Raw genomic sequence first — 23,758 nt, forward strand, 5'->3', positions numbered from 1 at the left:
GAGGCCCATCATGTTCGAACGCCCTCTGCCCGCGTTGCGCCGGATCGCCGTGGCCTGCACGGCAGCCTCACTCGCAGCGTGCACCACGTTGCCGCATTACAGCGTGCCCTCGGCCGATGTCCCCGCGCACTACGCCACACCCACCACACCACCCGCAGCGGCACCCGGCTGGAGCGTCGCTGCACCCGGCGACGCCAAACCGCGCGGCCCGTGGTGGACCCTCTTCGGCGACAACGACCTCGACCAGCTCGAAGCCCGCGTGGATGTGTCGAACCAGACCGTGCGCCAGGCCGTTGCCAATCTCGAAGCCGCGCGCGCGATGATCGATTATCAACGCGCCGGTTATGCGCCTGTCGTCACGGCGGGCGTGGCCGCGCAGCGCTACCGGACCTCGCAAAATCTCGTGGACCGTTCGCTTGCGGGCAAGACGATTCCCGACTATTCGACGGGGCTCACGGCAAGCTGGGAACCCGACCTGTTCGGGCGCGTAAAGGACGCGACCACCGAGGCGCATGCCAACGCGCAGGCCACGCAAGCCGACCTCGAATCGGTCCGTCTTTCGATGACGAGCCAGCTTGCTACGGACTACTTCGATTTGCGCTCGCTCGATCGCCAGAAGAAGCTGCTCGACGACACCGTGACCGCCTACACGGCCGCGCTGCGCATCGTGCAGCAGCAGCTCGCCGATGGCGCGATCGACGCCTCCGCCGTCGCCCAGGCGCAAACGCAGCTCGAAAGCGCGCGCACGGCCGACAGCGATATCGACGTACAGCGCGCGCAACGCGAGCACGCCATTGCCACGTTGATCGGCGTACCCGCCTCGACGTTCAGCCTGCCGCCGCGCGTCGATCCTGTTATCGTGCCGTCGATTCCCGCAGGCGTGCCCTCGGCGCTGCTCGAACGGCGCCCGGATATTGCCGCAGCCGAACGGCGCGTGGCAGCGGCCAATGCAAGAATCGGCGAGGCGCATGCGGCCTTTTATCCCGACCTCACGCTTTCCGCCACGGCGGGCCTCGAAAGCACGTTTTTCGCGCCGTGGCTCAGCGCACCGAGCCTCTTCTGGTCGCTCGGCTCGCAGCTCGCGGGCACGCTCTTCGACGGCGGCCGGCGCGACGCCACGCTCAAAGGCGCAAACGCGCAATACGACGCGTCCGTGGCCGGCTACCGGCAAACGGTGCTTACGGCATTCCAGCAAGTCGAGGACAACCTGAGCGCGCTCGACACGCTGGCCAGTGAAGCGCAAAGCCAGCAGCGCGCGACCGCCGCCGCGCAACTCTCGCTCAAGCTGACCACCAACCGCTACCAGGCGGGCGCGGTGACCTATCTCGACGTGGTGACGGCGCAGACCATCGCGCTCTCGAACGAGCGCAACGAGGAGCAGATTGCGGGCAGAAGGCTCGATGCGAGCGTGCAACTGCTAGAGGCGCTCGGTGGCGGCTGGGACCGTGCAGCACTGAGCGACTTGAGCGCTAAGGGCGCACAAACGTCAGGATAAACCGCGTGCTGGCCGTGTCGCTTTCGGCGCGTGCCGAGCCGCCGTGCAGCGCCATGATCGTGCGCACGATCGCCAGCCCCAGCCCCGCCGATGCCCCCGCGCGCGGCTCGCTATGGCGCGACGCATCGGCGCGATAGAAACGGTCGAAAATGCGTTCCAGCAGCGCGGAGTCGATGGGCGTGCCGGGATTGGCCACCGTCACTTCGACGGCCTTTGGCGTCTCTTCGACGCTCAGGGTGATTACCGCGCCGCGCGGCGTATAGCGCAGCGCATTGGCGAGCAGGTTGCCCACGGCGCGCCGGAACAGCTCCTTGTCCGCACGCAGGCGGCCCGCGCCCTGCACGCGGATCTGCACGCCCGCCTCGTCGGCGAGGCCTTCGAAGTACTCGGCAATCTGGGTGAGCGCATCATGCACGTCGAACTCCGCGAGCGTCGTCATGAATTGCGGGTGCTCCGCGCGCGCGAGAAAGATCACGCTTTCAATCATGCGCGAAAGCCGTTCGCATTCCTCCAGATTCGATTCGAGTAACGCCTCGTATTCGGCGGTGCTGCGCTCGCGCGCGAGCGCCACTTCGTTTGCGCCGCGCAGATTGCCGAGCGGCGTGCGCATGTCATGCGCGAGGTCCGCCGTGTATTGCGACATGCGCTCGAAGCCGCCGTGCAGGCGTTCGAGCATGGCGTTGAGCGACTTCGTGAGCGCTTGCAGCTCGCTCGGCGCGCCCTCGACTTCGATGGACGTATCGAGCCGATCCACCGTGACCGTGGCCGCGCGCGCGGCCATCTCGCGCAGCGGGCGCAGCGACTCGCGCACGAGCAGCCAGCTCATGAGAAACGCGAGCAGCATGCCCGCAAGTCCAAAGCCATAGAGCCGCTCGCGATAATGGTCGAGCAGGCGCCAGCGGTCGGTCATGTCGCGCGCGATGACGATGGTGACCGGCGTGCCGTCCGCGAGCGTAGCGTCCGTGGCGAGCCCGCGCACCGGCACGCCGCGCGCATTGCGCCACTCCACCACGTCGCCTTCGGTAATGCGCTGCGCCGGGGGTAGGCGCCGCGCGAGCGCCGCATTGGGAAACGCGGCGTCGGCAATGCCCGCCGTGTTGTGCTCGGCCAGTTGCGCCCCGCCGGTGCCGAGAATTTCCATGGAAAGCGCGGGGTTGCCGAGCACCTGGCTCGTGAGCCGCTCCGCATGTTCACGCACGTCGTGCTCGCTGTGCAGTTCCTGCGCAAGGCGGCGCGTATGCCGCGAAATCAGCACGATATCGAGGTCGTCCTGCTGCTTTACTTCGCGGTCCAGCGTGAAATAGAGCGTGCTGCCCACGAGTGCGAATACCGCGAGCGTCGTGCCCGCGAAACTCAGCGCGAGGCCTGTCGCGAGCGAGCGCACCGCGATGCGCGGCATCAGGCGTTCCCTTTGATTTCGGCCACGTAGCCCACGCCGCGCACGGTGTGGATCAGCTTGACGTCGAAGGCGTCGTCCACCTTCGCGCGCAGGCGGCGGATGGCCACTTCCACGACGTTGGTGTCGCTGTCGAAGTTCATGTCCCACACGTAGGAAGCGATTTGCGTGCGTGTGAGCACTTCGCCCTGGCGGCGCACGAGCAGCTGCAGGAGCGAAAACTCCTTCGGCGTGAGGTCGATACGCGCGGCCCCGCGTTTCACGCGCCGGCGCGTCACGTCCACTTCGAGGTCGCCTAGCAGGAGCACGTCGCTCTCGCGCGGGGGGCCACGGCGGGCCAGCGTGCGCACGCGCGCAAGCAGTTCGACGAACGCGAACGGCTTCACGAGGTAGTCGTCCGCGCCCAGCTCGAGCCCCTTCACGCGGTCGCTGATATCGTCGCGCGCGGTGAGGAAGAGCACCGGCGTGGTGTGCGTCGTGCGCAGCGTTTTGAGCACCGTCCAGCCGTCCATGGCGGGCAGCATGACGTCGAGCACAATCACGTCGTACGCGGCCTCCTTTGCGAGGATCAGGCCTTCGGCGCCGTCCGCGGCAACGTCCACGGCATAGCCGGATTCCTCGAAGCCCTTCTTCAGATACGCGCCGGTCTTCGGCTCGTCTTCGATCACAAGAATGCGCATCGCCGTTCAACTCTGAGTGTGTCCGGCTCAATTGTATGCGCTCCCAGGCTCGCTGCGCTTATCGCTGTGCGTGCCCCGTACAGTCTCGCTTATTGCGTGAACGGTAAGCGTATTGAAAAGTCCCGATGAAACGGGGCGCCCAAAGGCTGCCCCGCCTGGGCGCCAATCAGAACTTGTGCATGATTCCCGTCTCGACGAGCGTCTGACTCTTTCCAGACGAAGGCGAAGCCGTATAGATCTGCGCATACGTGCCCGGACCGCTTGCACGCTGGTAGATGCCGATGAGATACAGTTCGGTGCGCTTCGAGAGCAGATAATGGCCCGCGAGATCGAGCTGGTTATAGTGCGTGGAGCGCCCGATCGAATAGTTGCCGAGCGTGTAGACATACGAGAGCCCGACCTCGACGAACGGCGTGACGAACTTGTACGCCGACGCCTCGAAGTTCTGCAGGCGCAATCCCGTCGAATCGGAATAGTTGAACAGCACGTTCGTGTAGTTGCCGAGCACGTGGAACGAACCGAAGTCGTAGCTGCCGCCCACGCCCATGATGCGCTGCTGATCCGTGCCCGCGCCCTTCGTGCTCGTCACGAACGGCGAACTGAAGCCCCAGCCCGTGCTGTCGACTGCGCCGCTCGTGGTGTTCGAAGGCACCGCGTTGCTGCGCCGGTTGAACTGCGTGAAAGCCGCGCCGACCTTGAGCGGCCCGCTCGTATAGGTCATCGCGCCGCTAAAGCCGTTGTTGTTCGAGAACTGGGTCGAGTTCGAAAACGCATAGCTGCCCGCGAACGAGAAACCCGAGTACGTGGGCGAGGCATAGCGAACCGCGTTGTTGAAGCGGTTCGTGAAGAACATGTTGTCGTTGTCGCCAATGTGCGCGCCGTAGCCGGCGAACACGTTCGAGGCGGTGGCGAACCACATGGTGTTCGTCATTTCCTCGTACTGGCGGCCCATGGTGACCGTACCCGCCCGGTCGTTGCTCAAGCCCACATAGGCCTGCCGGCCGAACATGCCGCCGTTGAGCATCGCGCCATTCGTCACGTTGAAGCCGTTTTCCAGCGTGAAGATGGCCTTGGTGCCGCCACCGAGATCTTCTACCCCGCGCAGGCCGAAGCGCGGCGGCATCATGCCTGCGTTGGAAAGCGCGAAAAGATGATTGCCCTTCGAGTTGCTCACATATTCCAGTGATTCCGAAATCACGCCGTACAACGTCACGCTGCTCTGCGCGTGCGCCACGCCCATGCCCCCTGCGCCCAGCAACAGCCCCGCAACCACGCCGGATATGAGGCTCGCTACGCGGGTGCGTTTGACTGCAAAGTCTCCTTGTTTCAATTTCGTCTCCTTAGTCATACTGATTGTTATGTAGAGTACCTGGGTCACGCTGGCCTCCTTGCCGAGGAGGCCGAATTCTTTGCGTCAGTTGCCTCCCGCCGCGGCCTGTGCCGAACCGGTCGCCTGGGCGCCGGACTCTTCGCTGCGCGATGCGCTACGTCCCCAGATCGGCAACGGTGCGAGCTGCAGCAAGGTGGCAAGCACAACGAGTCCGATGCGCACAGTCCAGCCGCTCTCGTAGAAGCTCGCAAAAATCGCGGGCGGCCCGAGCAGCACGCCGAGATAGGTTGCCTGCGCAACGAGGCCGCTCGTCGCGCCCATGGTCGCGAGGCTCGGCGCGGCGGCCGGCACCATCGTCCAGATCAGGCCGTTCAGCAGACCAATGCCGACCGAAAACACGCACACCGCGGCCACCGCGCCGCTCAAGCCCGTCAACGGCAGATAGAGGGCCACGCCGCCAGCGAGCGCGACCACGCCGCCTGCCGACGCGATGAGGCGCGCACTCGTGCCCCCCTTGAGCAGATGCCCGACCGAAAGGCAGCCGATGCACACGAACACTTCCGCCACCGTCCCCACGCCGGCCGCCGTGCGAATCGCCACGCCGAACGTCTTCGCGAGATACACGGTAAGCGCGGCCATGATGCCGGTCTGGATGAACGCCGAAGCGCCCGAAGCCAGCGCCACGCGATATGGCCGCGGACTCTTCACCACGGTCCAGATGTCGGCGAGCCGGCGCGCGGCCATGTGCTGCGTCTTGCCCGGCAGCAGGAAGCCTGCGAGCGCGAGGGCCGCCATCAGAATGGCATGGCCGCCGAAGGCCCAGCGCCACATTTCGCCGCGTTGCGCGAGCGGTGCGACGACGCTCAGCGTGAGCCCGATGCCGACCGCGGTATGCGAGGTCCAGAGGCCGAGCGCGATGCCGCGCCGCGCGCCGCTCGTGGTGCGCATGATGAGCGTGACGGCGCCCACCGTGAGAGAGAGATAGCCCACGCCCTCGAGGAGGCGGCTCGCGAACAGCATGTTCAGGTCGTGCGCCACCACCACGCCAAGGTTGCCCGCGAGCGCGAACAGCGAACCGCCCACGATCACGCGCTTGTCGCCGATGCGATCGACGAGCCAGCCGCCAAACAGGGCGAGCACGGCCGTGATGAGCGAGGGAATGGAGATCACCCAGCCAGCCGCCGCGTGCGAAAGACCGAACTGGTGCGCGATGTCGCCGATCACGGGCACCGACTGTGTGACGAGCGAGGTCGCCACGGTTCCGTAAAGGTAGAGCAGGATGATGCAAGGCCAGCCGCCAGGGGTCAGCATGTTGTGTCTCCGATATCGTTATGTGTGTTCTGTGTTGCTGCTGCGCGCTTCGCGAACCGCACATTATGGGGCCGTGCCGCGCGCATCACTCATGCCCTGATTGCCTGGTTCCAGCCCAGCAACCGGCACAGGTTGCCGCCCATCACGGCCGCACGATCGGCTGCGGAAAGCCAGGCGAGCGTTTCGCTGAAGTGCGTCACGCACTGGCGATACGGGTGGTGCAGGCGTGACAGGTCGCTGCCCCACACGACGCGCTCGGCGCCGAACGCATCGAACACTTGCCGCAACGGCGCCTCGATCGAGCGGAACGGCCAGGGATCGAGCGCATAGTCGCCCACGCCCGCGGCTTTCACATGCACGTTGGGGTGTTGCGCGAGCGCGAGCAACTCGGGCAGATGGTCGAACGCCGCCGGGCCGCTTGCGCCGCGCGGCACGCCCAGGTGATCGACGATCAGGCGCAAGCGCGGAAAACGCTGTGCAATGGCGTGGGCCTCGCCGAGCGCGCCCGGCACATGCAATGCGACCACGAGCCCGCTTTCCTGCGCCACCGGCCACACACGTTCGTAGCGGCCTTCAAGCAGCGGCGCAAGGCGCTCCGGCGTGTTGAACAGGAAGCGCACACCGAGCATGCCCGGCTCGTCGCGCCAGCGCTCGATGGCGGCGGCCGGGTCCGTCACGTCCGCACCCAGGAGCCCCATGACCGCGAAACGTTCCGGCTCCGCCTGCGCGAGCGCGAGCGAATAGGCATTACCCTCGGGGTCCCACAGCGGCGGCACGAGCAGGACGCGGTTCACGCCTGCGCGCACCATCTCGTCCACGAGCACGTCGCGCGTGATCGGCGTGCGGCGGTGATGACCCGTCGAATCTCCGTTCACCCATGCGTGCACCTGGGCATCGACAATATGCATGCTATTTCTCATTTATTTCGTAGTGGATTACCGGATTGACGACCGTTGTGCGCGCATCCATTACGCGCCGAACAGGCTGCCGGCGCCCGCAATGCGGCCTTGCCAGCCTGCAAGCCGCAACACGGCCCACAACGTAGCCTGATTGCTCGTTGCGACCGGCATGCCGAGCGAGGCCTCCAATGCGTGTGCGGTCTCGAAGGCGCGCACATTGGCGCACGAGAGCAGCACCGCGCCGATGTCCGCGTCGATCTGCTCGCGCACGATCCCTGCAATGCGCTCCGGCGACATGAGCGCCGCCTCTTTCGCGTCGGTGAAGCCGAGCGATACCGTGCGCGCCACGGCATGCCCCGAGGCTTCGAGCGACTCGCGCTCGATGCGCGAGAACTCGTCGGCGAACGGGCACACGTGCAGCAGACGCTCGGCGTGCAGCGCAGTGAGCGCTTCCTTGATCGCGACCATCGTGTTCGTGGCAGGCAGGCCGAGACGCCCGGCAAGGCGCGCGGCGAGCAGCGCGTCGCCTTGCGCGCCGTTTGCGACGCTCGCGCCCGTGCAGTTGAACACCACGGCGTCGGGCGAAAGGTCCTTCAGGTATTCCGTCTCCTCGGCCGCTTCGAGCCAGGCCCGCTGCAGGCTTTCCATCGTCACGCGGCCACCCTCCTTCCTCAGGCGGATACGATGGACGTGATACGAAACGTCCTCGGGGCAGAACAGACGAAAATCATCTTCGGCAATCGTGTTCAGTGAAGGCACCACCATGCCCACGCGCAATCTCTTCATTTCAGTCCTCTGTTGCACGGCGCCAGAAAGGCGCCGCGAGTCTGAACCAGTGTATTTTTTGCGGCTTCGCGTCACCAATCGGAAAGCGGCCGCCGCAATCGGTTTTTGCTGAACCCAGGACGTCAGGTCCCGCTGCGGTCGTTGGCCGGTGGCATGGCGTGCGCCGCTTCGCGCTGTTGAGCGAAGCCTTCGTCGAGCGATTCGAGGGTTTTGCCGCGCGCCTCGATCCCCACGAAGAGATAGGTCACGCCGCACAGCAGGAGGCACAGCGCAAGGAACTGGAACGCCGGCACGATCACGCCGAGCGTGGCCGAAGGCATCACCATGTTGTTCGACCCCGCGACCCACGCGAGTCCGACCGGGCCGATCATCTTGCCCACCGACCCCGCGAGGCCCGCGTAGCCCGAGCCACTGCCACGCAGCCGCGTGGGCCAGATTTCGGTGGAATAGACCGCGCACACGGAAAAGCTGCCGTCGGCGAACACGAATGCGAGCAGCAGCGGCAGCCAGAACCACGAAGGCGCGAGCAAGTCGCCGTGGCCCACGTAGCCCGCCAGCAGCGCGGCAATCGCGGCGGCAATGGCAAAGTACCCGCCGGTGCGCCGCCTGCCGATACGGTCGGCGAGACTCGCAGCCGCAAGACGCGAGACGATGCCGCACACGCTGAAGCCGATCATGAAGCGCGACGCACCCGCGGGCGTGACCGACTGCACCTGGGCGAGCAGCGTGGGCGCCCACAGCACGATGCCGTAGTAACCCGAAATCAGCCCGATGTTGATGAGCGTGGCCGTTACCACGCTGCGTGGGTACGAGAAGATCTCCGACCAGCGCGAGGCGGGCGGGCGGCGCACCGCACTCTCGGCATTCGCGCTGCTTTCTTCGTCGCGCCATTCGGCGGCCGTGCCGAGCGCCCACTGCACGGCGCGGCGAGCTTCTTCGCGGCGGCCCTGCAGGCTCAGCCAGCGCGGCGACTCCGGTACATAAAACGCGCCGATCAACGCCACGAGTGCGGGCGCCGCGCCGAGCGCGAACGTGAAGCGCCAGCCGATCGACGGAATCACGAAGGCGCCGCTGAACGCGCCGAGCAACAGACCGCAAGTCGTGATGGCGGAAACGACCCCCGTGAGCGCGGCGCGCCGACGCGGCGGAATGAATTCGTTGACGAGTGCGATCTGAATGAAATAGCCGCCGGTGCAAAAGCCGATCACCGTGCGCAGCACCGCCATGTAGATCCAGCCGCCCGTGGGCGTGAATGCGAGGCCGAGGCTCATGGCCGCGAGCAGCAGCAGCGAGATGACGAACACGGGCTTGCGGCCGAAGCGGTCGGCCATCATGCCCCAGACCACGCCGCCGACGATCGCGCCCGCGCCCGAAGCGAGCAGCACCGTGCCCATCATCCCGTATGTCATGCCCCACGGCTTGACGAGAAACGCCATGATGAAACCGATCAGATAGGCGTCCCAGAATTCCAGCATGCTGCCTATACCAATCAGCGCGAGCAGCGTGCGCTGGTTTTTGCTCAGGACACGTTGGTCCTGAAATGGGCTTTGCCCGCTCTGCATGAGTTGCATGAACCCTCCGTCTCCTTAGAGGCGCGCCGTCTTGTTCGGCGCCGATATCATTGTCAGGAGACCTGATTCTAGTGAGCCGCCGACTTTCAGCGGCATAGAAAAAGAGCGGGCCGTCATCAGTTATTGCTGTACGGCTGGCAAGCGCCGCGCTCAGCCATCGAGCGTCTTGCGCGCCGCGAGTTGCGGAAAGCGCCACGCCCACGTCAGCGCCACGAGGCAGGTCAGCGCGCCGCCCAGCACGACCGCGCCCACCGGCCCGATCACGCTGGCGAGCGAGCCCGATTCGAATTCGCCGAGCTGGTTGCTCGCGCCCACGAAAATCGCGTTCACAGCGCTGACGCGGCCGCGCATTTCGTCCGGTGTTTCAAGCTGCACGAGCGTTTGGCGAATCACCACGCTCACCATGTCCGCCGCGCCTGTCATGATCAGCGCGAGCAGCGAGAGCCAGAGGTTCGTCGAAACGCCGAACACCACCGTCGCGAGGCCGAATACGCCAATCGAGGCGAGCAGCGTCACACCCACGCGGCGTTTAGGCGGATAGCGCACGAGCCAGAGCGACATCGCGAACGCGCCTGCGGCGGGCGCCGCGCGCAGCCAGCCGAGCATGACGGGGCCGCCGTGCAGGATCGTATCGGCGTAGATGGGGAGCAGCGCCACCGCACCGCCGAACAGCACGGCGAAGAGATCGAGGCTGATCGCCGCGAGAATGATCGGCTTGCGCCACACGAAGCGCAGGCCGCCCACCAGCGCGTCGAGCGTGGCGGCGCGGCGCTCGCGTTGAACTTCACGCACCTTGAGGCCGAGTGCGAGCAGCGCCGCTGCGAGAAAGAGCAGCGCCGCGACCGCATAGACCACGCCGATGCCGAAGCTCACGAGCGCCCCGCCTAGCGCGGGCCCGAGTATCACGCTCGATTGCGAGCCGGTGGAGACGGCCGCCATCGCGCGGCTCAGGAGCGGCGGGGGCACCGTGGAAGGCACGAGCGCCTGCAGCGCCGGCATCTGGAACGCGCGCGCTGCGCCGAGCAGCAGGGAGGCCAGCAGCAGTGCGTCGCGCGTGAGGCCGTTGCGGTGCGTGGCGAACGCCATCGCCGCGGCAACGACACCCTGCACCGCGAGGCAGCCGAGCACGATGCGCGCGCGCCGCCACGAGTCGGCCGCGTGTCCCGCGGGCAATGTGAGCAACAGCACCGGGAAGAACTGATAGAGCCCGACCAGCGCGAGCGCCCACGCGTCGTGCGTGAGCGCGTACATCTGCCAGCCGATCGCGACGAACAGCATTTGAATGCCCACCGTCCACGCAATGCGCACGGCCAGCAGGCTGCGAAACGAGGAAAAGGGCAACAGGGGGGCATGCGCGCGCGCAAGCGCGAACGCAACGGTAGGTTCGTTCGACATCTGAGTGGAAACCCGAGGAAGTGCAAGCCTTTCTGGCCTGCAGGAAAGAAGGAAAAGCGCCGACGCCCTACGTGCCCTGTCCGCCCGTCATCGCCTGCGCGTTGCGGCGCACGCTGCGCAGAAACGTTTCCTGTACGTCGTTGGGCTTCCAGTCGCGCCGCGCCGTGATGCCGACGATCGGGCCGTCCCACGGCACGTCGATCGTCAGCGGTGCAAGCAGACCGAAACGCCGTTCGCTCAGCACTTCGGTCCAGCTCAGCACCGTGAGCATGTCGCTGTCGAAGAGCGTGATGCGAATGGTGGAAAGCGAATAGGTCTCGATGCTCGCGAGCGGCGGCGCGCCTTCGGAAAACACGTATTCGTAGGCCTCGCGGCGCGGCGAACTGCGCGGCGGCAAGATCCAGCGGTAGTTGCGCAAGGCGTCCACCGTCACGGCGGGCTCGCGCGTAAGCGGGTGATCGCGCCGCGCGACCACGCAATAGCGCTCGTGATACAGCGGCTCCTCGACGAAATCGAACGACTGGTCGGGGTTTTTCAGCACGCCCAGCATGAAATCGATCTCGCCGCGCAGCAGCTTGTTGAGCAACTGGTCGTAGGTGCCGTTGATGATCACCACACGCGCATCGGGAAAATGCGCATTGAGCTCGCGAATCGCACTCACGATCAGGATCGACGGGTCGAGCAGCAGCACGCCCACCGTCACGCTGCGCTCCACGGGAAACTGATACGCGCGCAGTGCATCGGCCATCGCGGCAATCTGGTTCGAGATCGTCTGCAACTGGCGCGCGAAGGCTTGCCCGACCTCGGTGGTCGTGACGCCCGAGGCCGAGTGCCGATAGAGCGGCGCGCCCAGATTCTGTTCGAGCGTGCGCGCCGCGCGCTGCAGCGAAGCCTCGGTAATGCCCAGTTGCCGTGCGGCCGCGCGAAACGAACCGCACTCCGCAATGGCGATGAGGCAGCGCATTTGCGTGCGCGTGATGCCGCCCGCGAGCACGCCCGGCGACACGTTACGCGTGCTGCCCACCTGCGCCACCGCCTCCTGCACGGCCTGCAGGATCTTGCGCGTGCGCACCAGCGCCGCGACACCCGCCGGCGCCAGCCAGGTACCCGTGGTCGAACGCTCGAAAAGGCTCACGCCCATGAGCGTTTCGAACGCCGCGAGACACGACGTGGTGGCTGGTTGCGAGCGCAACAGCTCCTGCGAGGCCTGCGTGACGTTCTCGTGACGCGCCACCGTCTCGAACACGCGCAACTGCCAGAGACTGGGCAGCTCGGCGGGAGCTTCCGTTTGTTCGACGGGTGACGCGACGACCGAGGCCATAGTGCTGCGATCCCTGCGTGACTAGCGGAGTGAACGTGACAAGCGAGACGTACGATCGATATACCACAGCGCACGGGCGGCGCGCGACCAGGTTTGCTACCCGGTCACCTTGTTACGCAGCGTGCCGATGCGATCGATCGTGATCTCGCACTCGTCGCCGGGTTTCATGAAGACAGGCGGCGTGCGCGAGAAACCCACGCCGCTCGGCGTGCCCGTGGCGAGAATGTCGCCGGGGCACAGCGGTGCAATCGACGAAACGTATTCGATGAAGCGCGGGATCTTGTGCACCATACTGGCCACGGTGTCGTCCTGCATGACCTGACCGTTGAGCTTCGTCTGAATGCGCAGCGTGTCCACGTCGCCCACTTCGCCGCGCGGCACGATCCAGGGACCGATCGCACCGCTTTGATAGAAGTTCTTGCCCGGCGTGATCTGGCGCGTGTGAAACTGCCAGTCGCGCACACTGCCCTCGTTCATGATCGTGTAGCCGGCCACATGCTCGAAGGCGTTTTCCGCTTTCACGCGATAGCCGGGCTTGCCGATCACCACGACAAGTTCGCCTTCATAGTCGAACTGTTCGGAAACGCCGGGATGGCGCAGCGGCTGACCGTGCGCCGCCAGCGAATCGCTTGCGCGCGCAAACAGCGCCGGCTGCTTCGGCAGCTCCTGCACGCGGCCCGCGCTCTGCACTTCGCTGTGGTGCTCGACGTAGTTCAGCGCGAGACACCAGATATGCGTCGGGTCGGCAATGGGCGGCAAAAACGTAATGTCCTTCAGTGCGTAATCGGCCTGCCCTTGCACCGTCCGTGCGACTTCGTGCGGCAGGTCAGCCGCGCATAGCGCCTTGAGCGTGGGGTATTCGTTGCCGATGCGTTTGCCGAGATCGATCACGTTGTCGCCATCGACGATGCCGTAGGTATCGCGTCCCTCTACCGAAAAGCTCGCGTATTTCATCGAAAATCTCCTCTGAATGCGTTACGTGTGCTGCGCGTTAGACGAGGCCGGCATAGGAGCCGCCGTCGAGCTGCAGGTTCTGTCCCGAGATAAAGCCCGCCTGTGCGCTGCACAGGAAGGCGCAGGCATCGCCGAACTCCATGGGGTCGCCCAGGCGCTTCGCGGCGATCGTCGCGGCAATGCGCTCCTTGGCTTGCGCGACCGTGATGCCGTCCTTTTTCGACATGCGGTCGGCCATATAGCGCTGACGGTCGGTGTCGAAGCGCTCGGGCAGCATGTTGTTGATCGTGACGTTGTCCACGACGCAATCGCGCTGCACCGATTTGCTGAGGGCGGTCAGACCGGCGCGCACGGCGGCGGAAAGGCCCATCGTCGCGCTCGGCGACTTCACCATCGCCGAGGTGATATTGACGATGCGGCCGAACTTGCGGCTGCGCATGCCGCTCACGTAGTGCTTGATGAGAAAGATCGGCGCGAGCATGTTGCCTTCCACTGCGGCCAGCCAGTCCTCGCGCGTCCAGTCGGCGATCTTGCCCGGCTCCGGACCCGCGTTGTTGTTCACGAGAATGTCCGGCGCCGGGCACGCGGCGACGATCGCTTCGCGCCCCGCTTCCGTGTTCAGGTCCGCGACGATGATGTGCGGACGGTTGCCCGTTGCCGCCTCGATTTGCTGCGCGGCGGTTTCGAGCGCGTCGGCGTGACGGCCGTTGAGATACACGCGGCAGCCTTCGCGCGCCAGCGCCGTCGCGCATGCGAGGCCGAGACCGCGCGACGACGCGCAGACGAGCGCCGTCTTTCCTGCGATTCCAAGATCCATGAGTTATCTCTCGCTTCGTGATGGCTTCAGTCCTGGCAGCGGTACTTCAGGCCCGGATAGACATTGAGTGCGTTGTTGCAGAACACGTCGTGCCGATGCTCGCTGCACAGGTGCGGCGTGGCGCTGACGTAGCGTTTCGTGTCGTCGTAGTGGTGGCCGGTGCGCGGATCGATGCCCTTCACCGCGCCGATCATCTCCGAGCCGAACAGAATGTTCTTGTGCGGCACGACTTCAGTGAGGAGGTTCACGCCCGACTGGTGATATACGCAGGTGTCGAAGAAGAGATTGTTCATGAGGCCTTCTTCGAGCGCCTGGAAGCCCAGGTCCTGCGCAAGCCCGCGATAGCGGCCCCAGTGATACGGCACCGCGCCGCCGCCATGCGGAATCACGAAGCGCAGCGTGGGGAAGTCCTTGAACAGCTGCGGCGCGAGCAGGAATTGCATGAACGCCGTGGTGTCGCCGTTCAGATAATGTGCGCCCACGTGGTGAAAACACGGGTTACACGAACTGCTCACGTGGATCATGGCCGGTACGTCGAGTTCGACCATCTTCTCGTAGAGCGGATAGTAGTGGCGGTCCGTGAGCGGCGGATCGGTCCAGTAACCGCCCGAAGGATCGGGATTCAGATTGCAGCCGACGAAGCCCAGCTCCTTCACGCAGCGCTCCAGTTCGGCCACGCACGCGCTCACGTCCTTGCCCGGCGACTGCGGCAGCTGGCACACGCCTGCGAAGTTCTCCGGATACAACTGCACCACGCGATGAATGAGGTCGTTGCACACCCGCGCCCATTCGATACCCTGCTCGAGCGTGCCGAGGTGGTGGCCCATCTGGCCCGCGATCGGCGAAAACAGCGTGAGATCGAGGCCGCGTTCGCGCTGGGCCTTGAGCTGACCGCCCTCCAGCGCCTCGCGCAATTCGTCGTCGCTGATAGCCAGCGGCGCGCCATACACGGGGCCTGCATGTTCGAGCTGCCTGCGCCGCCATTCGTGCAGCGTCTTGGGAACGGTCGTGAAGTGACCGTGACAATCGATGATCATGAAACGCTACCTGGTTCGTTGAAAAAGGGGCGAGCGGCTAGTCCTGCCACGCCACGAGCGGCGTGGCCTGCTTGACGAAACGCTCGGGCGGCTTTTCGCCGGTGTCGTAGCTCATGCCGTCGCCGATGCGGATAGGGTTGAAGCGGCTCTTCGCTGTCATGCGCTCCTGCGAGATCCAGTGCTCGTGCATCTGGCCGAAGGGGCTCATCCAGTAGTCGAAAATCTGGCTGCCCAACGCATGCCGCCCAATGCCGCGCACGTGATCGTATTCACGCTGATGGAGGTGGTCGTAGCCGAAGAAGATGTCGTCGACCCCCTCCACCTGGTACGACACATGGTGCAAACCGGCGCGCGGCCCGCGCAGCAGGAAAACGATGTGATGATCGACGGGTGTTTCGCCGAGATCGATGCGATTGAACTGGCCAATCACGTTGTCGGGTTCGCCCACGAACAATTCGTCGGTGGGAATTACGCCGAGCGTGCGCTGATACCACTCGATCGAGGCAGGCAGGTTCGGCGTGGCGAACGCCGTATGAGCAATGCGCTCCACGCGCGCCGGGCCGAGCACGCGGCTCTCGCCCTGTGCGCCTCTCACCAGTGCACGCGGTGCGAGGCGTGCCACCGGCTCGCGCTCCGTGACGAACTCCAGCCACAAGCCGTTAGGGTCCTGCACGCGCACGCGGCGCCCGCCGCCAGGTTCGTCGATATGCTCGATACCGCGCGCGCCGGGCAGTTTCGCGAGCTCCGCGAGCAGCGCGGCGTCGCGCAATTCATAGGCACAACTGACGACGCCGGGGTCGCCCAGTTCGGTCACGTGCAGAAAAGGCGCTTCGCCGATGCCGCGCATGTAAAGGCGCTTGTCGTCGCGATGGACTTTCACCATGCCGAAGTCATCGAGAAAGGCTTCCATGCGCCCGAGATCGGGGGCGCTCAGCCGGACGTGGGCCATGCCTGAAATAGTCGAAGCCAAGTTTGTCTCCGTATCGTGTTCTGTCTTGCTGTGTGACTCGTGTGCGCCCCTAGCCGAGAATATCGAGCACGGGGCCATACAACTCTTCAAGCGCATATCGGCGCGAAATGAGCCGTTGCTCGAACGCGTAGCGAACGGCCAGCTCTACGGCAGGGGCCAGGCTGTCGAATCCTGTGGGCTGCAAATCGATCGCGGCCTGTGGCTTCCCCTGCTGTGCAAGATCTTTCGCCTCGCCAAGCAGACGATAGACCTCGCGCACGGCTTCCGGGTGGTTCTGTGCGAGCGAGCGCTTGACCGTCACCACGTGATTGATCGGCACCGCACGGTGGCGCACCTGCCATGCGGCGGCGGCCTCGGCCGGCACGGGAATCAACGGACGAATGCCCGGCTCGCCCGAAAGCCCGCCGCCCGCGATGATGGCGTCCACTTCACCCGCGCGCAGCATGGCTTCAAGGCTCGATGTCGATTCGAGTCGCGAAACCCATGCGGGTTCCTCGTAATCGGCCACGTGCGCGCCTTCCTGGCTCAACCACCGCACGTCGGCGAGCCGCACGCCGAAGTCGTCGGTAAGGATGCCGCGCACCCACGTCGGCGTGGTCTGCGTATAAGCGCGCATCGCCACCTTGCGCCCGGCCAGCTCGCTCGCGGTGAACGTCGCGTCGTCGCGAACCACGATGCTCTTGTGATGAAAGCCTCCATTCATCACGAACGGCAGCATCACATAAGGCTTGCCCGCCTCGAACGCCTGCAGGAACGTGATGATCGCCAGCTCCGCCACGTCGTACTTCTCGCGGCGCACGACGTCCTTGAAGGCTTTTTGTGCCGTGTCCACCGCGGCGAAATCCAGATGCACGAGCGGCGAAGCGAGCGTGCCGTCCTTGAGAGGCTGGGTCTTGGGGTAGGTCCCAAGCATCGTCGGAATGGCGAGGGTTTGAACAGTTGTCATCGTCTTCCTCCTGATTGATATGTCATCCTATGCATTGACTGCCGGATCGAGGAACACTGAGGCGATGGGCGCTCGCTCCGGAATCAGCCGCTGCGTGTGGGCGTAGCGCACCAGCGCATCGAACGATTTTGCGTTCTGTGCGAGGCCATAAGGCAGCGGATCGCCAACCAGTTCCGCGAGACGCCGATAGCGTTTGTCTTCCGCACCGTCCGCAGCACCGCTTCGCACGCGGGCGAGATAGTTCTCTTTCGCCGCGACGAAAGCCGCAAACAGACGACGCGGCAAATCCGCATGGCGCGCGAGCACGTCGTTGCGCACCACGATCACGCCATGCAGCGGGTAAATCTCCGTGCGGCGATACCAGTCGGCCTCTCGCGCCGCGGCGTCTTCGACCAGATCCACGAGGCGGTCGTCGAGATCCGCGCCCACACCGGCGAGACCGCCGAATGCCGCTTCGATCTCGCCCGCCTCCATCATGGCGGCGAGCGACGTGCTGTTTGCCACGCGCCGCACATTGGCGGGCGGCACGAAGGTCTCGACGTTTTCGTCTTCTTCGGTGAGCCACGTCACCTTGCCGAAATCGACACCGTATTCCTCGACCAGGATGCCGCGCGTCCACACGGCCGCCGTGACCGAATAGGCGCGCACGCCTACGGCACGCCCCTCCAGATCCTTTGGATGGCGAATCGACGATTCGCGCAGCCGCTGCAGGCCCGCGTGGCGAAAACGCCGGGTCATGGGCAGCGCGAGTGCCGTGATCGGCGCGCCGGCCGCCACCGCCATCAGGTACGACGTCGGCGCCATTTCGCAAATATCGTAGGGCTGGCTGCGCGCCATGTTGCGATAAGCGTCAGGCATGCGCTTGATTTCGATGAAATCGAGTTCGACGCCTTCCACGTGCACCGCGCCGCTGCGCAAATCCTCGACCTGACCGTGACGGCCCAGCACGATCGACAGTTTTTCAGTCATGTTGACGCTCCCGTATTGCTTCGTCTTGTTGCGCAGGGCTCACACGCGGCCCGCGAGTTGACGGCCCTTGTCCAGCGCGCCGAAATCGCGCTTCGGGAACGTCATCAGAAAGCGGTAGCCCTCCTCGATCACGCGCGACACGTTGCCTTCGTTCACGTGCGGATGACCAACCGGAATGTTGTAGGCGCGGCCAATCTCGCGCACGTGAGCCATCAGGCGCAGCAACTCGGAATTGTCGTATTCGCGCGGGCAGCCGAGTTCCTGCGTGAGATCGCCTTCGCCGATCAGCAGCACACCGATGCCCGGCACGCGCTTGACCATCTCCTCGAGGTTTTCAATGGCGGCCACGTCTTCGATCATCAGCGTGACGAGAATCTCGCCTTCGGGCACGAGCGGCCATACGTCGGCCTTGCGGTAATACTCCTGCTGCGAAAGTCCCCAGTAGCGCGCAGCGGGCATGGGCGCGTCGCCGCGCAAGCCGGCCGGCTCGTACAGCGGCTTGTCCGGCAGGCGCGGATAGCGGCAAGCGGCCACCGCGTTGTATGCCTGCTCGGGTGTGCTGATGCGCGGCCACACGACGCCATAGGCGCCGAGGTCGAGTGCCTGCTTCGCGAACCACTGGTTCATCTCGCTGCCGCTGGGCGGAATGCGCACGATGGGTGTCATCTGGCAGGCAACCGTACCGGCTCGCGCAATACGCTCGCGCAACAGCAAGAACTGCATGGCGTTGCGTAAGGCGGAAATGTCCCAGGGCGTGTGCTCCATTTCGAACACCACGCCGTCGTTCGACGACTGCGCAAAGCTGACCGCGTTTTCGATTTCGGCCTGAATAAAGGAAGTAAAAGCGATGCCGTGTCCGCTTTCGAGTGCGCGGATCACACCATTGAGTCGTTCAGCCATGTCGATTGGTCTCCGCGCTTAAAGAATCGCGCCGCAAAATGCGTCACCCGCATTCGCCGGCAACTGTTTTTCAGTCCACGTCTTGCTGCCGTCGGTCGTGAAGAACACCTGGCCGCCGCGCGTCACGGTAATCACGCCGTTGGGGTCGCTCACGTGCGCGCCGAAGCCCATCATCGTGCTGCGCGGTTCGACCTGGGCATCGGCGCGCGCCCACGTGGCGCCCAGGTCTTCGCTCACATAGAGCGCGCCCGCGGCGCTGCGCGACGAGATGCTGAAACACGCATACATCTTCTTCGGCTGGCCATGGACGACGCGGCATTCGCGCGAATAGTTGAACGGGGCGTATTTGCGGACTTCCAGGTCGCGGAAGCTCTTGCCGCCATCGCCACTCTCGAAGATGCCCAGGCGGCAGATGTAGAAGATCGAGTCCGGCCGGGCCGGCGAGATCGACACCGCATGCGCGTCGAACATGCCCTCCGTATCATCGTCGGTCAGTTCGGTGTTCTTCAAATGCGGCATCGCTGCGAGCACGGACAGGCCCTGCGATTCGCCGCGCCAGCTGTCGCCGCCGTCCTCGCTGACGTACAGGCCGCTGATTTCGGCCACCGCGTAAAGCCGCTTCGGGTTGGTCGGATGGAAGGCCACGCGCATGGCGCGCGACCCGCCGAACGAGATCTTGTAGCGCTCAGGATGCTCGCCCTTGCATTTGCGCCAGGTCTCGCCGCCATCATCGCTGCGATAGAAGCCGACCGGGGCGGTGCCGGCGATCAGCACGTCCGGATCATGCGGGCTCACGGCCACGCTCCAGAACTGCACGTTTTCGTCCGTGACATGCAGCTTGTGCCACGAGGCGCCGCCGTCGGTGGAGCGGTAGACGCCCTTGCGCGCGGCCACGTAGATCACGTTCTCGCGGCTGGGATGCGGCGTGATGGCCTGCACCGACGCATCCGCAGGAATATCGCTCACCTGTTGCCACTCGCCGCCGGGCTCGAGCTTGAAGAGCGATCCGATCGCCTCGGGCCGCGTCGTCGCCGTCCCGACCAACATCAACTTGCGCATAAAGCCTCCATCGTTATCGTGCCGGGACGCCGCCTGCCATGTTCGGCAGGGTTTCGCACCGGCCATATGTCGATTCATCCGGACTCGTGTCTCGTCTGTTCTCAACTGACCGGAGGCAGTGTAGGGCGGCCAGGCTACGCGTTGTCATTCGAAATGCGCCGCCGTCATAGATTTTTGCTGAACGCTTTTCGAACGGTCGTATCGAATCTGCTTTGCGGAACTTGCGAAGAAGTTATCGGCTGTCATGCATCCGAATACGTGCGCAAACTCGTTGCGTACTCCACTTTTCCGGCTGCGAGCCTTATGCCTTGGGCGTTTGCGCTTCTGCCCCGCGGCGCACGCCACTGCGCTTCGCTTCGTTTATCGCCCTGCCGCGCGGCAACGGCGGTTTTTGGCCTCGAACCGCCCCATTCATGATCGATATCTCCGGCCGATAAGCAGCGAACGTCCGAACCGGCCAATCAAAAAACAAAGGAGACCACGAGTGCACACGGAACCATCGACCCAGCCGGACCATCATGGAGAAGCCGCTCTCCCACCCGGAAAATTGCTCGTTTCCACGACCGACACACGCGGCGTCATCACCTACTGCAACGACGCATTTATCGAAGCCAGCGGCTTTTCTCGCGAGGCGCTGGTCGGGCAGCCTCATAGCGTCGTGCGCCATCCCGACATGCCGGCCGAGGTCTATCGCGACATGTGGGCCACGCTGAAAAAGCGCGAGCCTTGGATCGGCGTGCTGAAGAACCGCTTCAGTCACGCCCGGCATTGCTGGGTGCAGATCGGCGTGACACCCATCGTCGAAGGGCAGCATGTCGTTGCTTACCGGGCCGTCCACACCGCCGCTTCACGCGATCAGGTGCGCGCCGCCGAAGCGCTGTATGCGACCTTGCTCGCGGAGCAAAGAGCCAGCCGGCCTGTCCACCATCTGCAGGCAGGCGCAATCGTTCGCAAAGACATGGCGGGACGGCTTTCGCGCTTCGTGCATCCCACCATGAAGACGCAGACCTATCTGCTCACGAGCGGTCTTGCGGCGGCCGGCATGGTCACGGGGGTCATCATCGACGGCGGCGCATCGTCGATCACGCCGGTGCGCACGGCAATCGGCCTTGCCGCCTGCGTGGCGTTCGGCGTGCTGGCCGAATACCGCATGCGCTTCATGTTCATCTACCCGTTGCGCCGCCTGCTCGGCGCGGCCACGCGGCTCGCCATGGGCGACCTCACGCAGAAGGTCGAGAACACCTGGAAACCCACCGGCGTGGTCGGCAAGCTCGAGCAATCGGTCAACCAGGTCAGCCTGAACATGCGCGCCATCGTCGGCGACGCGCGCGACCAGATGGCGCGCATGAGCGCCGCCACGGTGACCGTGTCCGAAGGCAGCCAGAAGCTCTCGGCGCGCGCCGAATCGCAGGCGGCGCGCCTCGAACAATCCGCAGCGTCGATGCAGCATATTGCGGCCAATGTGCGGCAAACCGCCGATGCGGCGCGGCAGGCCGCCACCAGCGCGGGCCAGGCGCGCGCCATCACCGAAGAGAGCGGCCGCGCCGTGGAAGCCATGACGGTGACGATGCAGGGCATTACCGAGGCCTCGCGCAAGATCGGCGAGATCATTCAGGTAATCGAAGGAATATCTTTCCAGACCAATATTCTCGCGCTCAACGCGGCTGTGGAAGCAGCGCGCGCGGGCGAGCACGGACGCGGCTTCGCCGTGGTGGCGAGCGAGGTGCGCAATCTCGCGGGCCGCGCGGCCACGGCGGCCAAAGAGATCGCCGGTCTCATCGTCGACTCGACGCAGAAGGTTCAGGAAGGTTGCCAACTCACGGAAACGGCCCGCGAAAAGATGCAGCAGGCGGTTCAGGCCGTGCGCGACGTGAATGTGCTCATCGACGAAATCAATACCGCGACCGGCGAGCAAAGCACTGGCATTGCCGAGATCAAGCAGGCTTTGGATCATATCGAAGCGCTCACGCAACAGGACAGCGCGCTCGTGAATCACTTTTCGATTTCGGCCAATACGCTCGGCCGGAATGCGGAAACCGTGATCGAAACGGTGGGGGCATTCAGGATTTAACCCGGCCGCGTTCTTGCGGCAAACAAAAAAACGGCGCGGCAGTGCAAATCGCACCACCGCGCCGTTCAATCCAGCGCTATTGCCTACCCAAAAGCTCAGTGTGCCGCGCTAACCTGCGTAGCCGGTTCCGAATGACGCGCACGCTGTGAAACCAGGATCGCAATCGCCGCAAGCACGGCCGGTACGGCGAGCATCGCGAGAATCGCGGCGAATTCCCAGCCAAGACCCAGCAGCGCGCCGCCAATGGCCGAGCCGAAAATGCTGCCGAAGCGGCCCATGCCCAGCATCCAGCTCACACCCGTTGCACGCGCAACCGTCGGGTAGCGGCCCGGCGCGTAGGCGTTGAGGCCCGTTTGCGCGCCGCTCATGCAAAAGCCCGCGGCGAACACCAGCAGCGCGAGCGACGAGGAAAGCGCGCCCACGCCGGCCAGCGCCAGCACGCAGATGCCGCCGCCGACATACGCCGCGCTGATCACGCGCGCCGGACGCACCTTGTCCATGACCCAGCCCACCAGCACCGCGCCGATTGTGCCGCCGATCTGGAACATGGCCGTGACGTTCGCCGCCACCGTGATGGAGAGGCCCGCGTCCTTGATCAGCGTGGGCAGCCAGCCTGTGAGCAGATAGATCACGAGCAGGCCCATGAAATACGTCACCCACAGCGCGAGGGTCATCACGCCATAGCCTTGCGAGAACAGCACGCCAATCGGCTTGCGCGTGGGCAGCGGCGGTTCCGTCGAGACGAAATTCTCGTCGCCCGCGAAGTTGGCGCCGGTCACGCGGTTGAGCGTCGCGGCAATGCGCTTGCTCGTGGCGCCACGCACGGCGAGCAGACGCGCCGATTCCGGCAGCAGCCAGGCCTGCAGCGGCACGAGTACGAGCGGAATGGCGCCGCCGAAGATCAGCACCGCGCGCCAGCCGTGCGTCGGCACGAGCCAGCCCGCCGCAAAGCCGATCAATGCCGAGCCGAGGTTGAAGCCCGTGAACATGATCGTGATGAGCAGCGCGCGGCGGCGTTGCGGCGAGTACTCCGAGAGCAGCGTCGTGGAGTTCGGCATGGCCGCGCCAAGACCGATGCCGGTCAGCACGCGCAGCACGGCCATGGAAACCGGCGACTGCGTGAACGCCGTGAGGATCGTGAACACGCCGAAGAGGAACACGGAGGTAATGAGCACCCACTTGCGGCCCACGCGGTCGGAGGCGGGACCGGCGGCCAGCGCGCCGATCACGAGGCCGATGGGCGCCGCGCTCATGACAAGCCCGAACTCGGGGCGTGAAATGCCCCACTCGTGAATGATGGAGGGCGCCACGAACCCCATGATGGCCACGTCCATGCCGTCGGCGGTCACCGCGAGAAAGCACAGCGCCACCAGTAGCCACTGGTACGCCGAAATGTGGCGTTCGTCGATGAACGCCTTGATATCAATTGTTTTGCTGCCAGACATCTGTCGTCTCCTGTCCGTTCTGTGGTCTGCCGCTCGCTCGTGCCCGAGTCGAATTTCTACGAACTGCTATCCGTCGGGGGCACGATAGGTGGCCAACCCCTCGCCTGAAAGTCCGGGTTAACCACATATTGGGTACATGTGTGCCCGTTCGCATGGGCCATTCCGGCACGCCCGCTCCTGCGTTATCGGCCTGAAAGCCGCGCCGCATAAAGGTTGGACCCAATCAGCCCGCGCTTTGCCTGTCGCGGCCCGAGGCTGGATTCGAATCCAGCGCAATAAACAAAATCGATGCTCTCCGAAAGGATTCGCAAACGTGACGGACGATCGTGCGGAATTCAGTCGCCGCTACATCGCGGGGCGGCGCGATACGGCTTACTTTCACTGCCTCGCATTTGCCATGCGATTC

Annotated in this window: 20 protein-coding genes; 2 read left to right on the forward strand and 18 right to left on the reverse strand. The window is 65.0% G+C overall.

Going from position 1 to position 23,758, the window contains the following annotated elements; all coding sequences use genetic code 11:
* Positions 1–10: 10 nt before the first annotated feature.
* Positions 11–1,495 carry an efflux transporter outer membrane subunit gene (locus U5A57_RS29265; RefSeq protein WP_321915138.1) on the forward strand — a complete coding sequence of 495 codons (1,485 nt, stop codon included), beginning with the start codon at positions 11–13 and terminating at the stop codon, positions 1,493–1,495.
* Here the strand turns inward: U5A57_RS29265 and U5A57_RS29270 are convergent.
* From U5A57_RS29270 to U5A57_RS29350, 17 genes are all read right to left on the reverse strand, one after another.
* A complete protein-coding gene (locus U5A57_RS29270) occupies positions 1,470–2,885 on the reverse strand; it encodes a heavy metal sensor histidine kinase (RefSeq protein ID WP_321915243.1) in 1,416 nt (471 codons plus the stop codon). The genes U5A57_RS29265 and U5A57_RS29270 overlap by 26 nt on opposite strands.
* Before the next feature lie 8 nt (positions 2,886–2,893).
* Complete coding sequence (locus U5A57_RS29275; protein WP_321915139.1) at positions 2,894–3,571, reverse strand: heavy metal response regulator transcription factor; 678 nt, start codon at positions 3,569–3,571, stop codon at positions 2,894–2,896.
* 166 nt (positions 3,572–3,737) lie between these two features.
* Entirely contained in the window at positions 3,738–4,901 is a 1,164-nt protein-coding gene (locus U5A57_RS29280; RefSeq protein ID WP_321915140.1) for a porin, read from the reverse strand.
* 84 nt (positions 4,902–4,985) lie between these two features.
* On the reverse strand, positions 4,986–6,212 hold the full coding sequence (locus U5A57_RS29285; RefSeq protein ID WP_321915141.1) for an MFS transporter: 1,227 nt from the start codon (positions 6,210–6,212) through the stop codon (positions 4,986–4,988).
* Between the two features lie 89 nt (positions 6,213–6,301).
* Positions 6,302–7,120: an amidohydrolase family protein gene (locus U5A57_RS29290; protein ID WP_321915142.1), complete on the reverse strand. Its 819-nt coding sequence runs from the start codon at positions 7,118–7,120 to the stop codon at positions 6,302–6,304.
* A gap of 60 nt (positions 7,121–7,180) precedes the next feature.
* The gene (locus U5A57_RS29295; RefSeq protein ID WP_321915143.1) at positions 7,181–7,897 is read right to left on the reverse strand and encodes a hypothetical protein; all 717 of its coding nucleotides are present in this window, start codon (positions 7,895–7,897) and stop codon (positions 7,181–7,183) included.
* A 122-nt stretch (positions 7,898–8,019) separates the two neighbouring features.
* Entirely contained in the window at positions 8,020–9,468 is a 1,449-nt protein-coding gene (locus tag U5A57_RS29300; protein ID WP_321915144.1) for an MFS transporter, read from the reverse strand.
* Between the two features lie 150 nt (positions 9,469–9,618).
* The gene (locus U5A57_RS29305) at positions 9,619–10,863 is read right to left on the reverse strand and encodes an MFS transporter (RefSeq protein WP_321915145.1); all 1,245 of its coding nucleotides are present in this window, start codon (positions 10,861–10,863) and stop codon (positions 9,619–9,621) included.
* A 67-nt stretch (positions 10,864–10,930) separates the two neighbouring features.
* Positions 10,931–12,184, reverse strand: a complete 1,254-nt coding sequence (locus tag U5A57_RS29310) for a LysR family transcriptional regulator (protein WP_321915147.1) — start codon at positions 12,182–12,184, stop codon at positions 10,931–10,933.
* A 96-nt stretch (positions 12,185–12,280) separates the two neighbouring features.
* Positions 12,281–13,138 (reverse strand): fumarylacetoacetate hydrolase family protein, encoded by an 858-nt coding sequence (locus U5A57_RS29315; protein ID WP_321915149.1) that lies wholly within the window; start codon positions 13,136–13,138, stop codon positions 12,281–12,283.
* A gap of 37 nt (positions 13,139–13,175) precedes the next feature.
* Positions 13,176–13,955, reverse strand: a complete 780-nt coding sequence (locus U5A57_RS29320) for an SDR family oxidoreductase (protein WP_321915150.1) — start codon at positions 13,953–13,955, stop codon at positions 13,176–13,178.
* 26 nt (positions 13,956–13,981) lie between these two features.
* Positions 13,982–14,992, reverse strand: a complete 1,011-nt coding sequence (locus U5A57_RS29325; protein WP_321915152.1) for an amidohydrolase family protein — start codon at positions 14,990–14,992, stop codon at positions 13,982–13,984.
* 37 nt (positions 14,993–15,029) lie between these two features.
* On the reverse strand, positions 15,030–15,962 hold the full coding sequence (locus U5A57_RS29330) for a VOC family protein (RefSeq protein WP_321915153.1): 933 nt from the start codon (positions 15,960–15,962) through the stop codon (positions 15,030–15,032).
* Positions 15,963–16,011: 49 nt separating this feature from the next.
* Positions 16,012–16,908 (reverse strand): hypothetical protein, encoded by an 897-nt coding sequence (locus U5A57_RS29335; protein WP_321915154.1) that lies wholly within the window; start codon positions 16,906–16,908, stop codon positions 16,012–16,014.
* Between the two features lie 27 nt (positions 16,909–16,935).
* Positions 16,936–17,877, reverse strand: coding sequence for an ABC transporter substrate-binding protein (locus U5A57_RS29340; protein WP_321915155.1), 942 nt, complete (start codon positions 17,875–17,877; stop codon positions 16,936–16,938).
* A gap of 39 nt (positions 17,878–17,916) precedes the next feature.
* Positions 17,917–18,777, reverse strand: coding sequence for an HpcH/HpaI aldolase family protein (locus tag U5A57_RS29345; RefSeq protein ID WP_321915156.1), 861 nt, complete (start codon positions 18,775–18,777; stop codon positions 17,917–17,919).
* A gap of 18 nt (positions 18,778–18,795) precedes the next feature.
* A complete protein-coding gene (locus tag U5A57_RS29350; protein ID WP_321915157.1) occupies positions 18,796–19,836 on the reverse strand; it encodes a hypothetical protein in 1,041 nt (346 codons plus the stop codon).
* A 484-nt stretch (positions 19,837–20,320) separates the two neighbouring features.
* Here U5A57_RS29350 and U5A57_RS29355 point away from each other — a divergent pair, with 484 nt between their 5' ends.
* The gene (locus U5A57_RS29355; RefSeq protein ID WP_321915158.1) at positions 20,321–21,907 is read left to right on the forward strand and encodes a methyl-accepting chemotaxis protein; all 1,587 of its coding nucleotides are present in this window, start codon (positions 20,321–20,323) and stop codon (positions 21,905–21,907) included.
* Between the two features lie 95 nt (positions 21,908–22,002).
* On the opposite strand, the gene U5A57_RS29360 is transcribed toward U5A57_RS29355, so the two are convergent.
* Positions 22,003–23,352: an aromatic acid/H+ symport family MFS transporter gene (locus U5A57_RS29360; RefSeq protein WP_321915159.1), complete on the reverse strand. Its 1,350-nt coding sequence runs from the start codon at positions 23,350–23,352 to the stop codon at positions 22,003–22,005.
* Between the last annotated feature and the right edge of the window lie 406 nt (positions 23,353–23,758).

Origin of the sequence: Paraburkholderia sp. J11-2 (genome assembly GCF_905220185.1) — a bacterium.
GTDB lineage: Bacteria > Pseudomonadota > Gammaproteobacteria > Burkholderiales > Burkholderiaceae > Paraburkholderia.

Bases quoted from the DNA above. Each gene is read 5' to 3' on its own strand.
- U5A57_RS29315 (WP_321915149.1), bottom strand. From the start codon at position 13,138: ATGAAATACGCGAGCTTTTCGGTAGAGGGACGCGATACCTACGGCATC.
- U5A57_RS29305 (WP_321915145.1), bottom strand. From the start codon at position 10,863: ATGTCGAACGAACCTACCGTTGCGTTCGCGCTTGCGCGCGCGCATGCC.
- U5A57_RS29335 (WP_321915154.1), bottom strand. From the start codon at position 16,908: ATGACAACTGTTCAAACCCTCGCCATTCCGACGATGCTTGGGACCTAC.
- U5A57_RS29350 (WP_321915157.1), bottom strand. From the start codon at position 19,836: ATGCGCAAGTTGATGTTGGTCGGGACGGCGACGACGCGGCCCGAGGCG.
- U5A57_RS29325 (WP_321915152.1), bottom strand. From the start codon at position 14,992: ATGATCATCGATTGTCACGGTCACTTCACGACCGTTCCCAAGACGCTG.
- U5A57_RS29265 (WP_321915138.1), top strand. From the start codon at position 11: ATGTTCGAACGCCCTCTGCCCGCGTTGCGCCGGATCGCCGTGGCCTGC.
- U5A57_RS29285 (WP_321915141.1), bottom strand. From the start codon at position 6,212: ATGCTGACCCCTGGCGGCTGGCCTTGCATCATCCTGCTCTACCTTTAC.
- U5A57_RS29340 (WP_321915155.1), bottom strand. From the start codon at position 17,877: ATGACTGAAAAACTGTCGATCGTGCTGGGCCGTCACGGTCAGGTCGAG.
- U5A57_RS29275 (WP_321915139.1), bottom strand. From the start codon at position 3,571: ATGCGCATTCTTGTGATCGAAGACGAGCCGAAGACCGGCGCGTATCTG.
- U5A57_RS29290 (WP_321915142.1), bottom strand. From the start codon at position 7,120: ATGCATATTGTCGATGCCCAGGTGCACGCATGGGTGAACGGAGATTCG.
- U5A57_RS29300 (WP_321915144.1), bottom strand. From the start codon at position 9,468: ATGCAACTCATGCAGAGCGGGCAAAGCCCATTTCAGGACCAACGTGTC.
- U5A57_RS29360 (WP_321915159.1), bottom strand. From the start codon at position 23,352: ATGTCTGGCAGCAAAACAATTGATATCAAGGCGTTCATCGACGAACGC.
- U5A57_RS29320 (WP_321915150.1), bottom strand. From the start codon at position 13,955: ATGGATCTTGGAATCGCAGGAAAGACGGCGCTCGTCTGCGCGTCGTCG.
- U5A57_RS29295 (WP_321915143.1), bottom strand. From the start codon at position 7,897: ATGAAGAGATTGCGCGTGGGCATGGTGGTGCCTTCACTGAACACGATT.
- U5A57_RS29310 (WP_321915147.1), bottom strand. From the start codon at position 12,184: ATGGCCTCGGTCGTCGCGTCACCCGTCGAACAAACGGAAGCTCCCGCC.
- U5A57_RS29345 (WP_321915156.1), bottom strand. From the start codon at position 18,777: ATGGCTGAACGACTCAATGGTGTGATCCGCGCACTCGAAAGCGGACAC.